The organism is Aeromicrobium sp., assembly GCF_049586495.1.
Lineage (GTDB): Bacteria > Actinomycetota > Actinomycetes > Propionibacteriales > Nocardioidaceae > Aeromicrobium.
The window spans coordinates 20,409-36,932 of sequence record NZ_JBAVCB010000014.1 but is presented as its reverse complement, the minus strand read 5'-3'; the positions used below and the strand labels follow the sequence as shown (position 1 = coordinate 36,932).

General features: G+C 66.3%; 15 protein-coding genes and 1 tRNA gene. 12 read left to right on the top strand and 4 right to left on the bottom strand.

From position 1 onward, the window contains the following. Positions 1-76 precede the first annotated feature (76 nt). Both WB508_RS00630 and WB508_RS00625 read left to right on the top strand, forming a co-directional pair. Positions 77-910: an aminotransferase class IV gene (locus WB508_RS00630; protein WP_423842934.1), complete on the top strand. Its 834-nt coding sequence runs from the start codon at positions 77-79 to the stop codon at positions 908-910. Positions 911-966: 56 nt separating this feature from the next. After that, a tRNA-Val gene (locus WB508_RS00625) sits at positions 967-1,041 on the top strand. A 217-nt stretch (positions 1,042-1,258) separates the two neighbouring features. Here WB508_RS00625 and WB508_RS00620 read toward each other — a convergent pair. Beyond that, a complete protein-coding gene (locus WB508_RS00620) occupies positions 1,259-1,690 on the bottom strand; it encodes a hypothetical protein (protein WP_423842933.1) in 432 nt (143 codons plus the stop codon). Positions 1,691-1,922: 232 nt separating this feature from the next. Here WB508_RS00620 and WB508_RS00615 point away from each other — a divergent pair, with 232 nt between their 5' ends. Together WB508_RS00615 and WB508_RS00610 are read left to right on the top strand one after the other, a co-directional pair. Further along, positions 1,923-3,638 (top strand): MFS transporter, encoded by a 1,716-nt coding sequence (locus tag WB508_RS00615; protein WP_423842932.1) that lies wholly within the window; start codon positions 1,923-1,925, stop codon positions 3,636-3,638. A 173-nt stretch (positions 3,639-3,811) separates the two neighbouring features. Then, positions 3,812-4,753: a zinc metalloprotease gene (locus WB508_RS00610; RefSeq protein WP_423842931.1), complete on the top strand. Its 942-nt coding sequence runs from the start codon at positions 3,812-3,814 to the stop codon at positions 4,751-4,753. A 37-nt stretch (positions 4,754-4,790) separates the two neighbouring features. On the opposite strand, the gene WB508_RS00605 is transcribed toward WB508_RS00610, so the two are convergent. Genes WB508_RS00605 through WB508_RS00595 form a run of 3 tightly spaced genes read right to left on the bottom strand, consistent with a single transcriptional unit; the run spans position 4,791 to position 7,434 of the window. Continuing rightward, complete coding sequence (locus WB508_RS00605) at positions 4,791-5,396, bottom strand: acetoacetate decarboxylase family protein (RefSeq protein WP_423842930.1); 606 nt, start codon at positions 5,394-5,396, stop codon at positions 4,791-4,793. Next, on the bottom strand, positions 5,387-6,841 hold the full coding sequence (locus tag WB508_RS00600) for a flavin-containing monooxygenase (RefSeq protein ID WP_423842929.1): 1,455 nt from the start codon (positions 6,839-6,841) through the stop codon (positions 5,387-5,389). The genes WB508_RS00605 and WB508_RS00600 overlap by 10 nt, the downstream gene beginning before the upstream one ends. Beyond that, complete coding sequence (locus tag WB508_RS00595; RefSeq protein ID WP_423842928.1) at positions 6,838-7,434, bottom strand: TetR/AcrR family transcriptional regulator; 597 nt, start codon at positions 7,432-7,434, stop codon at positions 6,838-6,840. Before WB508_RS00595 ends, WB508_RS00600 begins: the two co-directional genes overlap by 4 nt. 55 nt (positions 7,435-7,489) lie before the next feature. Between WB508_RS00595 and WB508_RS00590 the strand changes: the two genes are divergently transcribed. The 8 genes from WB508_RS00590 (at position 7,490) to pdxS (ending at position 16,514) form a co-directional block, all read left to right on the top strand. Then, positions 7,490-9,208 carry an FAD-dependent oxidoreductase gene (locus tag WB508_RS00590; protein WP_423842927.1) on the top strand — a complete coding sequence of 573 codons (1,719 nt, stop codon included), beginning with the start codon at positions 7,490-7,492 and terminating at the stop codon, positions 9,206-9,208. 43 nt (positions 9,209-9,251) lie between these two features. Beyond that, positions 9,252-9,503: a hypothetical protein gene (locus tag WB508_RS00585; RefSeq protein WP_423842926.1), complete on the top strand. Its 252-nt coding sequence runs from the start codon at positions 9,252-9,254 to the stop codon at positions 9,501-9,503. Between the two features lie 75 nt (positions 9,504-9,578). After that, positions 9,579-11,549, top strand: a complete 1,971-nt coding sequence (thrS, locus tag WB508_RS00580) for a threonine--tRNA ligase (protein WP_423842925.1) — start codon at positions 9,579-9,581, stop codon at positions 11,547-11,549. Between the two features lie 3 nt (positions 11,550-11,552). After that, positions 11,553-12,110 (top strand): HIT family protein, encoded by a 558-nt coding sequence (locus WB508_RS00575; protein ID WP_423842924.1) that lies wholly within the window; start codon positions 11,553-11,555, stop codon positions 12,108-12,110. Continuing rightward, positions 12,111-12,746: a phosphatidylinositol phosphate synthase gene (gene pgsA, locus WB508_RS00570; protein ID WP_423842923.1), complete on the top strand. Its 636-nt coding sequence runs from the start codon at positions 12,111-12,113 to the stop codon at positions 12,744-12,746. Between the two features lie 82 nt (positions 12,747-12,828). Continuing rightward, positions 12,829-13,881 (top strand): AurF N-oxygenase family protein, encoded by a 1,053-nt coding sequence (locus WB508_RS00565; protein ID WP_423842922.1) that lies wholly within the window; start codon positions 12,829-12,831, stop codon positions 13,879-13,881. Between the two features lie 3 nt (positions 13,882-13,884). After that, positions 13,885-15,513: an FAD-dependent oxidoreductase gene (locus WB508_RS00560; RefSeq protein ID WP_423842921.1), complete on the top strand. Its 1,629-nt coding sequence runs from the start codon at positions 13,885-13,887 to the stop codon at positions 15,511-15,513. Positions 15,514-15,611: 98 nt separating this feature from the next. Continuing rightward, positions 15,612-16,514: a pyridoxal 5'-phosphate synthase lyase subunit PdxS gene (pdxS, locus tag WB508_RS00555; protein ID WP_423842920.1), complete on the top strand. Its 903-nt coding sequence runs from the start codon at positions 15,612-15,614 to the stop codon at positions 16,512-16,514. Positions 16,515-16,524: the final 10 nt, after the last annotated feature.

Sequence of the window (16,524 nt, the reverse complement as noted above, 5' to 3'; positions counted from 1 at the left end):
CTCAATTGGAGGCGACACGAGACTCTAGCCGATCTGAAGGGATGAGCCCAAACCGGGGTGGGACTAGCGTGGGGCCATGAAGGCGTGGGCGAACGGACAACTGTTGGAAGCCCCTGAGACTCCGGTCGTCAGTGTGCTGGACCACGGCATGATCGTCGGCGACGGAGTGTTTGAGACGCTCGCAGTGACCGAGAACCAACCGTTCGCCATGACGCGACATCTCGAGCGGCTCGTACGGTCGGCCGCGGGGTTGGGAATTGGTGCCCCAGACGTCGGGGCCCTGCGCGAGGGCATCGCCGCCACGCTCGACGGTCAGGATCTGCCGTTTGGTCTGGTCAGGCTCACGGTGACGTCGGGGATCGGGCCGCTCGGCTCGCCGCGAGGGTCGAACGGACTGACCCACACGGTCGTCTCGACACCGGCAGCGAAGCCGCCCACCATCAGTCAGATCGTGACAGTGCCCTGGGCCCGCAATGAGAGAGGTGCGTTGGCTGGCCTCAAGACGACGTCCTACGCCGAGAACGCCAAGATGATCGAGTACGCCAAGGCGCGCGGCGGCACCGAGGCCGTCATGGCCAACACGCAGGGGCAGCTGTGTGAGGGCACCGGGTCCAATGTCTTCTATGCCATCGGCGACCAGCTGATCACCCCGACCCTGGCAGCCGGTCCGCTGGCCGGCATCACGCGCGCGCTGGTGCTCCAGTGGTGCGCAGGGGAGATGGACGTCGTGGAACGCGATGCTCCGCTGGAGGTGCTGTTCGAGGCTGACGAGGTCATGCTGATTGGCACAACTCGTGACGTGCAGGCCATCTCTCGAGTCGACGACCGCGAGATGGCAGCCCCGGGACCTGTCGCTCGGGCTGCCCAAGCCATCTGGGCCCGCGAGGTCGTCAAGACCAACGACCCGTGACGGACCTCGATTCGGGCCTCACCGCGCCGGTGCGTTATCGTGTGCAGGCACGTCAGGGGCGATTGGCGCAGTGGTAGCGCACCTCGTTCACACCGAGGGGGTCACTGGTTCGAACCCAGTATCGCCCACCAAGAAAACCTCCGCTTTCGCGGGGGTTTTCTTGTATTCGGGGTGGTGTGTGGGGTGAGCACAGGAAACGGCCAGTGCCGCGGTGCCGCGCGGAGCTTCGGCATGCAAGCAATCTCTACTGCTTCACTCGTTCGGTCAGTCATCCAAGCGTATGGACTAGAGACCACGGGCTGACGAGAGGTCGTCACTTCTCCGGGACTCGCAGAGGACCAGATTGATCTAGCGTACGACCAAGGTCCGCAGGGCATCGCGCAGCTGCCCCGACGCCTCGGCCGGCGACAGGCTGAAGGCGCTGCCCGCGCGGGCGTACGAGTAGCCGCCGAACATGCACAGACCCACCAGACCCAGTTGCTGGTCGGTCAGGTCGTGCAGGCGGGCCCGCTCAGAGGTGTCGCCCTCGACGCGCGGCCCGCGGGGAGCATGGGTCTCGACCCAGCGGGCATGCAGCGACCCGGCCATGTCGCGTTGCTCGTTGCGTCGCCGACCCCAACCAGGTCCTCGCCGGGACTGACGTGAGATTGCGTCGACGACCAGGCGCTCAGCTCGATCCCGAGTGTTGGTGAGGGTGCTGGCCAGGGCCATCAAGCCGCCGGCATAGGTGTCATACAGGCGGTCCGCGCGTCGCACGCGGCGACGTTGGAAGTTGCTCATCTGATCTCCCCTGCTCGGCGATGCCACCCAGGGGAGGCGGCTTGGGCTCAACCGTTGGCACAGTACGCGCAAAACCCGTGACTCGCACTGAGCCGGTTTCTCGGCGTGTCCTGGCAGATCCTCGCACTCAGAGGGATTCCCACTTCGCAGTGAATGTCCTATCGTCGATCACACGCTCCGCGCAGCGAACGATCTGGTGCGCGGTACGGGGGCGGGGCGATCGGAGCGGCACATGACGAAGTCCGGGGCGCCGGCGAAACGGACCGGCGAATCGAAGATCAGCGGGGGCGGCGCGGTCAGGGTTGCCCTCCGGGAGATGCGCGCGTCCATCGGCGCTGTCGTTGCCAATCCCAGCCTCCGTCGCATTCAGCTGGCGCTGGCGGGTTCGATGATTGGCGACTGGGCTTACGCGACTGCCGTGACCGTGTGGGCGTACGGGGTGGGTGGCGTCACGGCGGTGGGGGTGTGGACGGCCATTCGGCTCACGCTCATGGCGCTCACGGCTCCAATTGCGTCGACAGTGGCTGACCGATTCCCGCGCAAGTCGGTCATGATCGGCGCCGACGTGTTGCGAGCAACACTCGTGCTGGCCGCGGCCATCTGCTTGATCACCGAGTCGCCCGCGGCGCCGATCTTCATTCTGGCCACGCTGACCTCCCTGCTGGGCACTCCCTTTCGGTGCGCGCAACGGGCCCTGATGCCCCGGTTGGCACGCACCCCGGAGGAGCTGACCGCGTCCAATGGCGCGTCCAGCACCATCGAGAGCCTCTCGTTCTTCGTCGGCCCCGCTCTGGGTGCGCTGCTGATCTCGGCCACCAGCATCGAGGTCGTGTTCCTTCTCAACGTCGCCACTTTTGCGTGGTCCACGCTCCTGGTAATGGGGGTGTCAGTTCCGGCGGAAGAGGTGGTCACCTCAGAATCGCCCGCCGAGGAAGATGCGGAGGACGAGAGCTTCGTGACGCAGGTGACCCAAGGCTTCCGCAGCATCGCCGCGGACCGCGACCTCACGGTGGTCGTCCTGCTGGCTGCTGCCCAGACCATTGTCGCGGGCGCGTCAGTGGTGTTTCTCGTGGTGATGGCCGTCGACATCCTGGGCATCGGCGCTGAGGGCGTCGGGTACCTGGATTCAGTGCTGGGCATCGGCGCCATCCTGGGTGGACTGCTCGCCATCGCACGTGCCGGTCGACACCGGTTGGCGACCGACATGACAGCCGGAGTGGTTCTCTGGTCCTTGCCCCTGCTGCTCGTCACCGTGTGGCCGTCCCCGGCAGCCGTCTTTGCCGCGGTCGCGCTCCTTGGCCTCGCAAACCCTCTGGTCGACGTCAACCTGGACACCATCATCCAACGACTCACGCCAGACGCCGTGATGGGCCGTGTCTTCGGCGCCCTGGAGGCGTGCTTGATCGGCACCATGGCACTCGGGTCATTTCTGATGCCTGTGCTGCTGAGCGTCATGTCGCTGCGAGCATCCGTCGGTGTGATTGGCCTCGGCGTTGCTGCTGTCGCTGCGCCGTTCGTGCCGAGAATGCGCCGTCTCAATGCGCGCTTGACGGCGCCTCCTGGGCTCGATCTGCTTCGTCAGATCGCGATGTTCGCCCCGCTTGCTCCCGGCACCGTCGAAGGTCTGGCGCGCCATCTGGTCCGCGTGCCGGTCCGGGCGGGGGAGATCGTTCTGTCAGAGGGGGGCCAGTCCGATCGATTCTTCGTGATCGAGTCGGGCCTCGTCGAGGTATCGCAGATGGGCGCGGTGATCCGTCGCGAAGGTCCCGGCGAGTTCTTCGGAGAGATCGGGCTGCTTCGAGACGTGCCGAGAACCGCCACGATCACGGCCATGGAAGACACGGTGTTGTTCTTGCTGGACCGCGAGCAGTTCCTGGCCGCCGTCAACGGGCAGCACGACTCGTTCCTGGCCGCAGACGACATCGTGACGCGACGGTTGACGGTGTGACACGGCGGTCTGAGTCGAGTGCTCGCCGCGTCAACCGTGTTCAGGCCGGGAAACGTGGCCAGACGATCTGCCTACCTAGGTCAGGTCAGCGGGGCCTGGTCAATGACCGGTACATCGGTCCTCTACCGTGATGCACAGCTCGGGTGATCCAGCCCGATGTACAGGGAGTCTTCATGCGTAGTCGGTCATTGTTTCGTTGGACGTCGGCGACGGTGCTCGTCGCCGGTCTGATCTCTGGTGCCAGCGCGAGCACCGTGGTCGCTTCGCCATCTCCCGGTGCCGCCGAGTGCGTGACCAGTGCGGCCCGTGTTGCCAGTGGCAGCTCGGCCAAGGAGCCCGAGCTCTATCCGAAGAACGAAGCGAAGGCCTACGGCGTCATCAAGGACGTTCCGCGCCTGCCCGATGCGAGCGTCACCATCCCCACCGTCTTCCATGTCGTGTCCGATCGCACGCTGTCGAGCGTCGAGCGTGCTCGACGATCGACGATGATCGCCGACCAGATGAAGGTGCTCAACGACTCCTTCGCAGGCCGCACCGCCGACCAGGCGTCTGGCTCGCCGTTCCGTTTCGAGCTCGACGACATCACATGGACCGTGAACGCCGAATGGTCCACCGTCACTCCGGGCAAGACGGAGCGTGACATGAAAAGGGAGCTCCACACCGGCGACTCCGAGACGCTCAACGTCTACGCGGCCGACATTCGTGGCGGGCTGCTGGGGTGGGCCTACTTCCCGAAGGGCTACAACGCGGGACGTGACTACATCGACGGCGTCGTCCTGCTCGATGAAACCATGCCCGGCGGCACGGCGGGCACAGATGGCAAGTACGCGCTGGGTGACACCCTCACCCACGAGGTCGGGCACTGGTTGATGCTCGAGCACACCTTCAAGAATGGGTGCGCGGCATCCGGCGACTTCGTCGCAGACACACCTCGTGAAGCTGTCCCTCAGTTCAACTGCCCGGTCGGCGCGGACACCTGCTCCACTCCAGGGATGGATCCGATCCACAACTTCATGGACTACACGCAAGACTCCTGCATGGACATGTTCACGCCCGGACAGGTCGAGCGCATGAGCGATGCCTGGGTGGCCTTTCGTGCCGGCGGAGCTGGCTGACCGCAGGTTCGGCCGGACCGGCGTGAAGATCGAGCGATCAGCGGCGGCCGAACGCCAGGTGGAACGGATGCAGCGTCAGACTCAGCAGCGGGCGTCGTCCGGCGAGGAATCCGAGTGGACCATCAGGCTCGAATGACCAGGCGCCGCGTGCCAGTCCGAGACGAGCGCGGCCCTTGACCTGTGACACGACCAAGGCGCCATCACGATCCTGTGCGGTGTGAAAGGTCAGCGGAATGGAAAAGGGCAGGCGGCGGGCGCGCCGGACGCCGAGTGATCCGATTCCGGTCGCGACGTAGGAGCGATGCGACGCGCGTTCGAAGTCCGCCAAGTCCTTGGGGATGGCCCACAGTGCCCGTCCGCCGTCGCGCGACGCCTCGCTGTCGACCCAGATGTGCGTGATCGACACCCTCGGTCGTAGTCCGTGCCGAACCAGGACGGTCGACATGATCTCGTTGTACGTCAACGGGCTGGGCTCGTCATAACGGAAGAACGCCGCCGACACGATCGTGCGGCCGAAGACCCGCAGGATCTTGGTCATCGGCGAGTGGGCTGGGGGAGTGAGCCCACGGGGCAGCAGCCACACGCCCACATATGCGTGTCCGTGCAGGTCCCACGGCTCGGTCGGGAAGGAATTCACGCCCACGAGAACGCCTCGGGCTCGAGCATCTTGGTGCGTTGTGCAAATGGCTTGGTCGCGCCCGGCCAGTTCGAGGTGATGCGACCAGACTTGTGCCGATACCAGTTGTCGCAGTGCGACCAGACGGAGTGGTCGAGCTTTTCGGTCAGCTCATCGTCGTAGGCCTGCTCGGCCTCGTGGGTGACTTCGATGGTCGCGTAGCCGCCGGCTGTCATGCGGTCCACGGCCTGTCGCATGTGCTTGGCCTGCGCCTCGAGCATGTAGATGATCGATCCGCCACCAAGGTTGGTGTTGGGGCCATAGGTGACGAACAGATTCGGGAAGTTCGGCACGTACATGCCCAGATAGGCCCGAGCACCGTCGACCCACTGGTCGGCCAGCTTCGCGCCGTCGGTGCCCGTGACATCGATTGACTCGAGGAAGTCCTGCGCGTCGAACCCTGTGCCGTAGACGATCGCGTCGACCTCGTGCTCGACACCCTGGTCGTCGATCACCCCGGTAGGTGTGACGCGTTGTACGCCGGTGGTGATGACGTCGACATGACGCTGCGCCAGCGCGGGGTAGAACTCGTTGGAGAACAAGATGCGCTTGCAGCCGATCGGGTAGTCAGGCGTGAGCTTGGCTCGTAGGCCCGCGTCCTTCACCTGCGACTTCAGATGTCGCATCGCGATGGCCTTGTTGATCTTGCCGACCTTTGAGGCATCGTCGAGCCCGCGGGCGAACTGCTCCATGACGGCCCAGATGCCGCCGCGCTCGGCGGCCAAGGTGGGGGGAGCCAGCTGGAACATCTTGCGGTGGAAAGCGGTGTATGGCTTGTCCGGCTTGGGCATGAGGTAGTTGGCCGACCGCTGGAAGACCAGCAATTCACGCGCCTTCTTGGCCAGGTGCGGGATGAATTGCACCGCGCTCGCGCCCGAGCCGACGACGGCGACGCGTAGGCCGGTGGCGTCGAAGTCGTGGTCCCACGTGGCGGAGTGGAACGACGTGCCCGTGAAGGTCTCGATCCCATCGATCGCCGGCAGCGTGGGTCGCGAGAGCTGACCCACCGCGGTGATGAGGATGTCGACGGTCTGCTGCTCTCCGTCGGCGAAGGTCACTGTCCAGGTGGAGCCCTGGTCGTCCCAGGTCGCAGCGGTAACCTCCCGGCCGTACTGCACCAGCGGCGAGATCGCATGCTTGTCGGCGACGTGGTGCAGGTAGGCATGAATCTCCTCCTGCAAGGCGTAACGCCGCGACCAGTCCGGGTTGGGTTCGAACGAGAACGAGTACAGCGGTGACGGCACGTCGCACCCAGCTCCCGGATACGTGTTGTCGCGCCACACGCCACCGAGGTCTCCCGACCGCTCCCACAGGCGGATGGTGGTGTGCCCTGCTCGCTGCATCTCGATGGCAACGGCCAGAGCGCCAAAGCCCGAGCCAATGATGCCGATGGACGGGGGGATCGATGTCATGACGTGTGCTCCTCGACGAACAACAAGATGGACGAGGTGATCAGTGTGGCCGCCTCGTCGCGGGTGAAGGTCTTGCGCTGCAGCCACTCGCGGCACACAGCCTTGGTCAGCGCGGCCATCGGACGAAGCCGGGCGCGGAGGTGCGCATCGTCAGGCAGGCCGATGGCGTCCAGCACCAGACGAGCGGCACGGTCGTCCGCTTCGTCGACGATGGCCTGGATGTCGGAGTCGCCGTGCAGGTTGGCCGCACCGCTGGCGTTGACCCAGGCCTGGCCGTACGTGGTGGCGGCATCCAGAATCCACTCCACCGTGGCCCGGGTGCGCTCCTCGGTGGTGCGGTCGTGCGCATCGGGCAAAGGAGCCACCGGCATCAGGACCGACTGGCGCATCGCCTCGAGGAACAGCTCGCGCTTGTTCTCGAAGTAGTGGTTGATCAACCCCCGGGCGACGCCGGCGGCAGCGGCCAGCTCGGCGGTCGACACCTGGTCGTATGGACGGTCGGCGTACAGGCGCTGCGCGGCCCCGATGATCTGCTCGCGGCGCACCTGCGGGGCGAGGCGCACCCTGGCGGGCGATGTGCGCGCTGTCGTCATGCGTCTAGCGTCGCAGCCTGTTGGCAGAGTGTCAATAAGCCTCTATGCTGCTCTCATGAGTGCATCGAACAGCGTGGACTACGACGTCATCGTCATCGGGTCCGGCTTCGGGGGCAGCGTCGCGGCCTTGCGGCTCACCGAGAAGGGATACCGCGTCGGCGTGGTCGAGATGGGGCGACGCTTCACCGACGACCAGCTGCCCAAGACATCGTGGCGGGCTCGCAGCTATCTGTGGGCGCCCTGGGCCCGGTGCTTCGGCATCATGCGATTGACGTTGCTCAAGGACGTGCTGATCGCCAGCGGCACCGGCGTCGGCGGCGGCTCGCTGGTCTACGCCAACACGCTCTACGAACCGCTGGATCCGTTCTACCGTGACCCGCAGTGGGCCCACATCACGGATTGGCGGGACGAGCTGGCGCCTCATTACGCACAGGCCAAGAAGATGCTGGGCGTCGCGACCTATCCCGGATGGACTCCCGCGGACGAGCTGATGTCGTCGGTCGCGGCTGACATGGGCGTGGCGGACTCGTTCCACCCGACCGAGGTGGGGGTGCTGTTTGGCCAGAGCCCGGGTGGGGCGATCGCCGACCCCTACTTCGGCGGAGCTGGACCCGAGCGCAACGCCTGCATCGACTGCGGCGCGTGCATGACCGGGTGTCGGCACAACGCCAAGAACACCCTGGTCAAGAACTACCTGTACCTCGCCGAGTCCGCGGGGGCAGAGGTGCACGCGCTGACGACCGTCACGGACGTGCGCCCCGTCGGAGCTGGCTACGAGGTTCACACGAGGCGCACCGGCAACCGGCTGCGCCGCCGGCAGTTCACGGCCGCGCACGTGATCTTCGCGGGCAATGCGCTGAACACCCAGAATCTGCTGCATCGACTGCGTCGGCGATCGCTACCAAACCTGTCGCCGCGCATCGGTGAGCTGAGCCGCACCAACTCCGAGGCCGTGCTGAGTGCGCGTTCTGGTGACCGGGACGTCGACTTCACACCGGGTGTTGCCATCACGTCGTCGTTCCACCCTGATGCCGACACCCATGTCGAACCGGTGCGGTACGGCCGAGGGTCGAGCGCGCTGAGCCTGATGAACATGGCGCTGCCGGATCGCCCCGGTCCGGGCGGCCGGCTCCGTTCGGTGCTGAGGGGCTATCGGCTGCTCGGCATCCGCGGTGCGTGGCGCATGCACGTGCCACGCCGGTGGGCCGAGCAGTCGATCGTCGTGCTGGTGATGCAGTCGCTGGACAACTCGATCACAACACATGTGAAGCGGGGCGTCTTCGGACGCCGCATGACCAGCAGCCAGGGGGTCGGCGAGCCCAATCCGGACTACATCCCAGCGGCCGACCACGTCGCGAAGAACCTCGCCGAGCGCATCAGCGGATACCCCGGCAGCTCCACCGGAGAACTGGTCGGCGTGCCGTTGACGGCACATTTCATCGGGGGCTGCGTGATCGGACAGACGGCCGAGGACGGAGTCGTGGACGGTTATCAACGCGTCTTCGGCCATCCTGGTCTGCACATCAGCGACGGGTCGACGATCACGGCGAACCTGGGGGTCAATCCCTCCCTGACCATCGCCGCGCAGTCTGAGCGCGCGATGTCGCTGTGGCCCAATCGTCACGAGGTGGATCCTCGTCCGAAACTGGGGGAGCCGTACCGCCGGATCGACCAGGTGGCCCCCGTGGCGCCGGTGGTCCCGGCCGGCGCGCCGGCCGCACTCCTGCTGCCCGTCCCCGCGGTGCCGAAACGCGCTTCGACCCCCAGCCCCTGATCCCGGCGTCAAAGGCCGATGGCCGGGTGGGGAGACTGGTGCCATGCAGCTCAAGGAGGTTTTTCCGGGTCGTCCGCGCCTGACCCTGTTCTTCGGGTCGGCCCTCGCGGTCGCGGCCGTGGTGCTCGGGGTGGCAGCGGTGGTGCAGCGCGATCCGCGTCAGGGCGCCGCCGCCGTCGTGATCGCGGCGTTCACCCTCAAGGAGACCGTGGTGCTTCCCGAGCGGGTTTCGCAGGCGCTCGGCGTCGTGAGCCTGATCGCCGTCGTGGCCTGGTTGGCGCTGCTGTTCGAATGAGGGGTCCCCGCTAGGCTGCTGCGAAGCAGAACTCGCCATCCGTAGGGCGAGTCGTCGAGGTGAAGGTGGTTGGGCATGCCCGAGATCCAGGTCGATGACAAGAAGCGATCCGTTGAGCCGGGCACCAAGGCCTGGCAATTGTTCGCCGAGACGCCCGAGGTCATCGCGGCCCGCGTCGGCGGCGAGCTGAAGGACCTGGCCCACGAGCTGGCTGACGGCGACACTGTCGAGCCGGTCACGATTGACTCCTCCGACGGCCTCAACATTCTGCGCCACTCCACCGCCCACGTGATGGCTCAGGCGGTGCAGGATCTGTTCCCGGACGCCAAGCTGGGCATCGGTCCGCCGATCACTGACGGCTTCTACTACGACTTCGATGTCGACGAGCCGTTCGTGCCGGAGGATTTGGTCAAGATCGAGTCGCGCATGCGCAAGATCATCAAGGAGGGCCAGAAGTTCGATCGGCGCGAGGTCAGTGACGACGCTGCCCGCACCGAGCTGGCCAACGAGCCGTACAAGCTCGAGCTGATCGGATTGAAGTCGACCGCTGGTGACGCGGCCGAAGGTGCCAGCGTCGAGGTCGGCGAGGGCGGGCTGAGCATCTACGACAACCTCAAGCGAGACGGCTCGGCGGCCTGGGGCGACCTGTGCCGTGGGCCGCACCTGCCCACCACCAAGCGCATCCCGGCCTTCACGCTCATGCGCTCGGCCGCCGCCTACTGGCGCGGCGATGAGAAGAACAAGCAGCTGCAGCGCATCTATGGCACCGCGTGGCCCAACAAGGAGGCGCTCGATGAGCACCTGCACCGGATCGAGGAGGCGCAGCGCCGCGATCATCGCCGCCTCGGCAATGAGCTGGACCTGTACAGCTTTCCCGACGAGATCGGCTCCGGACTGCCGGTGTTTCATCCCAAGGGTGGCGTCATCAAGCGCGAGATGGAGGATTACGTCCGCCGCCGGCACATCGAAGAAGGTTTCGAGTACGTCGGCACCCCGCACATCGCCAAAGAAGAGCTCTTCTACACCTCGGGCCACCTGCCGTACTACGGAGACGGCATGTTCCCGGCGCTGGACGTCGACGGCATGGACTACCGCCTCAAAGCGATGAACTGCCCCATGCACAACCTGATCTACCGGGCGCGGCAGCGTTCGTACCGCGACCTGCCGCTGCGCCTGTTCGAGTTCGGCCACGTGTACCGCAACGAGAAGTCTGGTGTCATCCACGGGCTCACCCGCGTGCGCGGCTTCTCGCAGGACGACTCGCACTCGTACGTCACCCCGGCGCAGGCGCCCGACGAGATCCGACACCTGCTCAACTTCGTGCTGAGCCTGTTGCGCGATTTCGGGCTGGACGACTTCTACCTCGAGCTGTCGACCCGGGACGACTCCAAGCCCGACAAGTTCATCGGGTCGGAGGAGGAATGGGCTGTCGCCACCCAGGTGTTGGGGGACGTCTGCCTGGAGACCGGACTGGAGCTCGTCCCCGATCCGGGCGGCGCCGCCTACTACGGCCCCAAGGTGTCGGTTCAGGCCCGGGACGCCATCGGCCGGACGTGGCAGATGTCCACGATCCAGTACGACTTCAACATGCCGTCGGCCGACCGCTTCGGCCTCGAGTACGTGGCCGCCGACGGCTCCCGCCAGCAGCCGGTCATGATCCACTCGGCCAAGTTCGGGTCGATCGAGCGGTTCATGGGGGTGCTGGTCGAGCACTACGCCGGCGCGTTCCCGCCGTGGCTCGCGCCGGTGCAGGTCGTGGGGATCCCCGTGGCCGAGCGCCACGTCGAGTATCTGTCCGAGGTGGCCGCGCGACTCAGGCCGCTGGGCATCCGCGTCGAGATCGACGCTTCAGACGAGCGAATGCAGAAAAAGATCCGCACAGCCCAGACTCAGAAGATTCCGTTCATGCTGATCGCGGGAGACAACGACGTGGAGGCGGGGGCCGTCTCGTTCCGGTATCGCAGCGGCGAGCAGGAGAACGGTGTTCCGCTGGATGACGCGATCACCCGCATCACGACGGCCGTCGCCTCCCGGGCCCAGGTCTGATCCATGGTGGATGCGGCGACCGGAGACCCCCGCCAGGACGGCGTGGGGGAGCCTGATGCGTTCCAGCGCCTCTGGACACCGCACCGCATCCGATACATCAAGGGTGAGAACAAGCCAGCGTCCTCCGACGAGGCCGACTGTCCGTTCTGCCGCATTCCGCAGCTGGACGATGCGGACGCGCTGATCGTTCACCGTGGTGAGCTCGCCTACGTGGTGCTCAATCTGTACCCGTACAACGCAGGCCACATTCTGGTCTGCCCTTTCCGCCACACCGCTGACTACACCGACTTGACCTCGGCCGAGACCGACGAGGTCGCCGCCTTGACCCAGCAGGCCATGCGTGTCGTCCGGCGCGTCACCAGCCCACACGGATTCAACATCGGGATGAATCAGGGAGGCGTTGCCGGAGCTGGCATCGCTGCCCACCTGCACCAGCACGTCGTGCCCCGTTGGGGTGGCGACTCAAATTTCTTGCCTGTCATCGGGCACACCAAAGCCATGCCCCAGCTGCTCGAGGACACTCGCGAGATGCTGGCCGAGGCATGGGATCAGGAGGACTGAATGCTCGAGCAATTCCGGCAGTTCTGGACCAACGTCTGGGCACCGCTTGCCAATCTGCTGCTTCGACTGGGGGTCAAGCCCGATTGGGTGACGTGGGTCGGCACCATCGGCGTGAGCGCCGGTGCCCTGTGGTTCTACCCGCGAGGCCAGTTCTTCGTCGGGACGCTGGTCATCACGGCGTTCGTGTTCAGCGACATCATGGACGGCTACATGGCTCGACAATCGGGCCAGTCCTCCAAGTGGGGTGCATTTCTTGACTCCAGCCTGGACCGGGTGGCAGACGCTGCGGTGTTCGCCGGCCTCGTCATCTACTACTCGCGACAGGGTGCCGAGACCGACCTCGGCGGCGCCGAGATGTATCTGTACCTGAGTCTTGCCTGTCTCGTGCTGGGCAATCTGACGTCGTACACGCGCGCCCGCGCCGAGGGGCTGGGGATGACCGCCAAGGGCGGCATCGCCGAGCGTGCGGATCGGCTGGTCGCCATCTTGGTGATGACGGGACTTTCGGGATTGTTCGACCTTCCGTTCCTGCGCGAGATCACTTTGTGGGCGCTGGCCGTCGCCAGCGCGATCACGGTGGGACAGCGGATGTTGATCGTGCGTCGTCAAGCCGTGGCCCACCCGGGGTTGGAGTAGGCAAGGAGCCACGTGACCTATGTGACACTCCGAATGTTACATAGACCTTGACGTATAGATGGCGTCTTCACATACTGGAGGTATGACCCTTCAGGATGCGACATCCCAGCACGCTGCTCCGTACCGCGCCGCCGAGGATCTGCCGGAGCTGCCCGAGATGGAGCCCGGCATGTCTGCCGAGACGTACGCCCAGGTGCTCGAGGACCTGTCGCAGGCATCCGTGGACCGTCACTTCGATGCTTTCCGCGACATCGCGTGGGACCACCCTGACTTCCAGGTCGATCCGACCGACCCGCGGTGGGTGCTGCCCCAGGCCGATCGGCTCGGCGCGTCGGCCTGGTACCGCGAGCAGCCGCTGGACCAGCAGATCGCCATCGGCATGTGGCGTCAGGCCAACATCATGAAGGTCGGGCTGCAGTTCGAGAACATCTTGATCCGTGGCGTCATGCAGTACGTCTTCACGCTGCCCAACGGCTCTCCGGAGTTTCGCTACCTGACCCACGAGGTCACCGAGGAGTGCCACCACACCCAGATGTTCCAGCGCGCCGTCGACCGCATCGGCGTCGACGTGCCGGGCATGAGGTGGTGGATGCGCAAGGTCGCTACCGTCCTGCCGTGGGCCGGATCGATCGCGCCCTTTGCGTTCTTCGTGGGTGTGCTCGCCGGCGAGGAGCCGATCGACCACACGCAGAAGCGGGTGCTGCGCGGCGGTGAGCAGATGCCGCCGGTCATCCAGCGCATCATGCAGATCCACGTCGCTGAGGAGGCGCGGCACATCTCGTTTGCGCACCACTACATTCTCGCCAACGCCCCGCGTCTGAGCTGGGCCGAGCGTCAGGTGATGACCGTGCTCTTTCCGGTCATCATGCGGGTGCTCGGCGACGCAATCTTGATCCCGGCCAAGGAGATGAGTCGCGAGTTCGACATCCCGCGTCACGTCATGAAAGACCTGTACTGGCGGGCCCCGGAGTCGCGTGAGCACCTCAGCGAGGTCTTCGCGGACGTGCGCATGCTCGCCGAGGAGGCCGGTCTGATGACCCGCGTCGGTCGTTTCATGTGGCGACTGCTGAAGATCGACGGCCGTTCCTCGCGATTCCGCAGCGAGCCTGCGGTCGCATTCAGCGAAGCCGCCTGACGCGTGCCCCACGTCGTCACCCAGGCGTGTTGCGGCGATGCGTCCTGCGCCTTTGCCTGCCCGGTCAACGCGATCCATCCGACGCCGGACGAGCCGGACTTCGCGACGGCCGAGATGGTCTACATCGACCCGGTCTCGTGCGTGGACTGCGGGGCCTGCATCACCGCGTGCCCGGTGGGCGCCATCACCCGCGACTACCGACTGACCGATACCGAGCTGCCATTCGTTGACATCAACGCGATGTTCCACGAACCGGCACGCGAATACCCGCCCCAGGCGCCCGTCACGCCGATCGTGCGCAAGCACGACGCCCAGCGCACCCTCTCGGTGGCGATCGTGGGCGCAGGGCCGGCGGCCCTGTACGCCGCCGACGAGCTGCTCAAGCGGCCGCGCACCGAGGTCACGGTGATCGACCGTCTGCCCACGCCGTACGGGCTGGTGCGCGCCGGGGTGGCGCCCGACCACCCGGCCACTCGCACCATCACCCGGCTGTTCGGTCAGATCGAGGACCAGGAAGGGTTCTCCTACGCCCTCGGCGTCGAGGTGGGCGTCGATGTGACGCACGCTGAGCTCGCCGTGCGCCATCACGCGGTCCTGTACGCCACCGGCGCCTCGCTCGACCGTCGCGTGGGCATCACGGGCGAGGACCTGCCCGGCAGCGTGACCGCCACCGACTTCGTGGCCTGGTACAACGGTCATCCAGATCAGGCCGACGCGTCCTTCGACCTGTCGCACCGCACTGCGGTGATCATTGGCAATGGCAACGTGGCTCTGGACGTCGCGCGGATCCTGGCCAGCGATCCGGAGCGGCTGGCGACCACCGACATCGCCGATCACGCGCTCGAGGCATTGCGCGGTAGCGCCGTGCGCGAGGTCGTGCTGCTGGCACGACGTGGTCCGGCTCAGTCGGCCTTCACCCTCCCGGAACTGACCGGCCTGCTGTCCCACCCGGACTTCGACGTCGTGGTCGAAGGCGATCTGGTCGATGAGCTCGCCGTCGCCAGCGATGACCCCATGACGCGTCTGAAGGTCGATGCGCTGCGTGACCGCCCGGATGCCAAGCGCCCCCGTCGTATCGTGCTGCGCTATCAGAGCGCTCCGGTGGAGATCTGTGGAACAGCAGCGGTGGACGGCGTGCGGGTGGCGACCACCCGGCTCGTGGGGACGCCTGGCGCCGTGCGGGCCGAGATCACCGAGAAGACCGAGATCGTCACCACCGGGCTGGTGCTGCGCTCCGTCGGGTATCGCGGCCGAGGCGTGCCTGATCTCCCGTTCGATCAGCAGCGGGCTGTCGTGCCGAACAGCCGGGGGCGGGTCGACGAGATGCCCGGGACCTACGTGGCCGGGTGGATCAAGCGCGGGCCCACGGGTTTCATCGGGACCAACAAGACGTGCGCTCAGGAGACCGTCGACCGGCTGGTCGAGGATTTCAACGCCGGTGACCTCCCTGATCCGTCGGCGACGGGAGGGCTGGAGCCGCTGCTGAGATCGCGAGGCATCGGCGTGATCGATCGGTCCGGATGGCGGCGTATCGACGTGCTCGAACGTCGGCGTGGGTTGGCGCAGGGGCGTCCACGGGTCCGGTACCCGAGACTCGTCGACATGCGTGCTGCGGCCGTCGCGCAGCGCTAGCCAGCGGCGGTCGCTCGACAGGTGGACTGGGCGCGGGAGACCTGTGTGCCGGGAGTAAACTCGAGACGATCGATCACCCCGACGAAGGACCATCACGCGTGAGCAACGACAGCACGACCACCGGAACCGGCACGTCCCGCGTCAAGCGCGGCATGGCGGAGATGCTCAAGGGCGGCGTCATCATGGACGTCGTCAACGTGGAGCAGGCCAAGATCGCCGAAGACGCTGGCGCCGTCGCCGTCATGGCGCTCGAGCGGGTTCCCGCTGACATCAGGGCCGAGGGTGGCGTGTCGCGCATGAGCGATCCGGACATGATCGACGCGATCGTCGACGCCGTCTCGATCCCGGTCATGGCCAAGGCCCGCATAGGCCACTTCGTCGAGGCGCAGATCCTGCAGAGCCTCGGCGTCGACTACATCGATGAGTCTGAGGTCTTGACCCCGGCCGACTACGCGCACCACATCGACAAGTGGAACTTCACCGTGCCGTTCGTCTGCGGCGCCACCAACCTCGGCGAGGCGCTACGTCGCATCTCCGAGGGCGCAGCAATGATCCGCTCCAAGGGTGAGGCCGGCACGGGCGACGTATCCAACGCCACGACCCACATGCGCAAGATCGGCGGCGAGATCCGCCGGCTGCAGACGCTGAGTCTCGACGAGCTGTACGTGGCAGCCAAGGAGCTCCAGGCGCCCGTCGACCTGGTCAGGGAGGTCGCCGAGGCCGGCAAGCTCCCCGTAGTGCTGTTCACGGCCGGTGGCATCGCCACCCCTGCCGACGCCGCCATGATGATGCAGCTGGGCGCTGAGGGCGTGTTCGTCGGCTCCGGCATCTTCAAGTCGGGCAATCCGGCCGAGCGCGCCGCAGCCGTCGTTAAGGCCACCACGTTCTTCGACGATCCCGACGTGATCGCCAAGGTCTCCCGCGGGCTGGGCGAGGCCATGGTCGGCATCAACGTCGACGAGATCCCCGAGCCGCATCGGTTGGCCGAGCGCGGCTGGTAGGGCAGGAGCG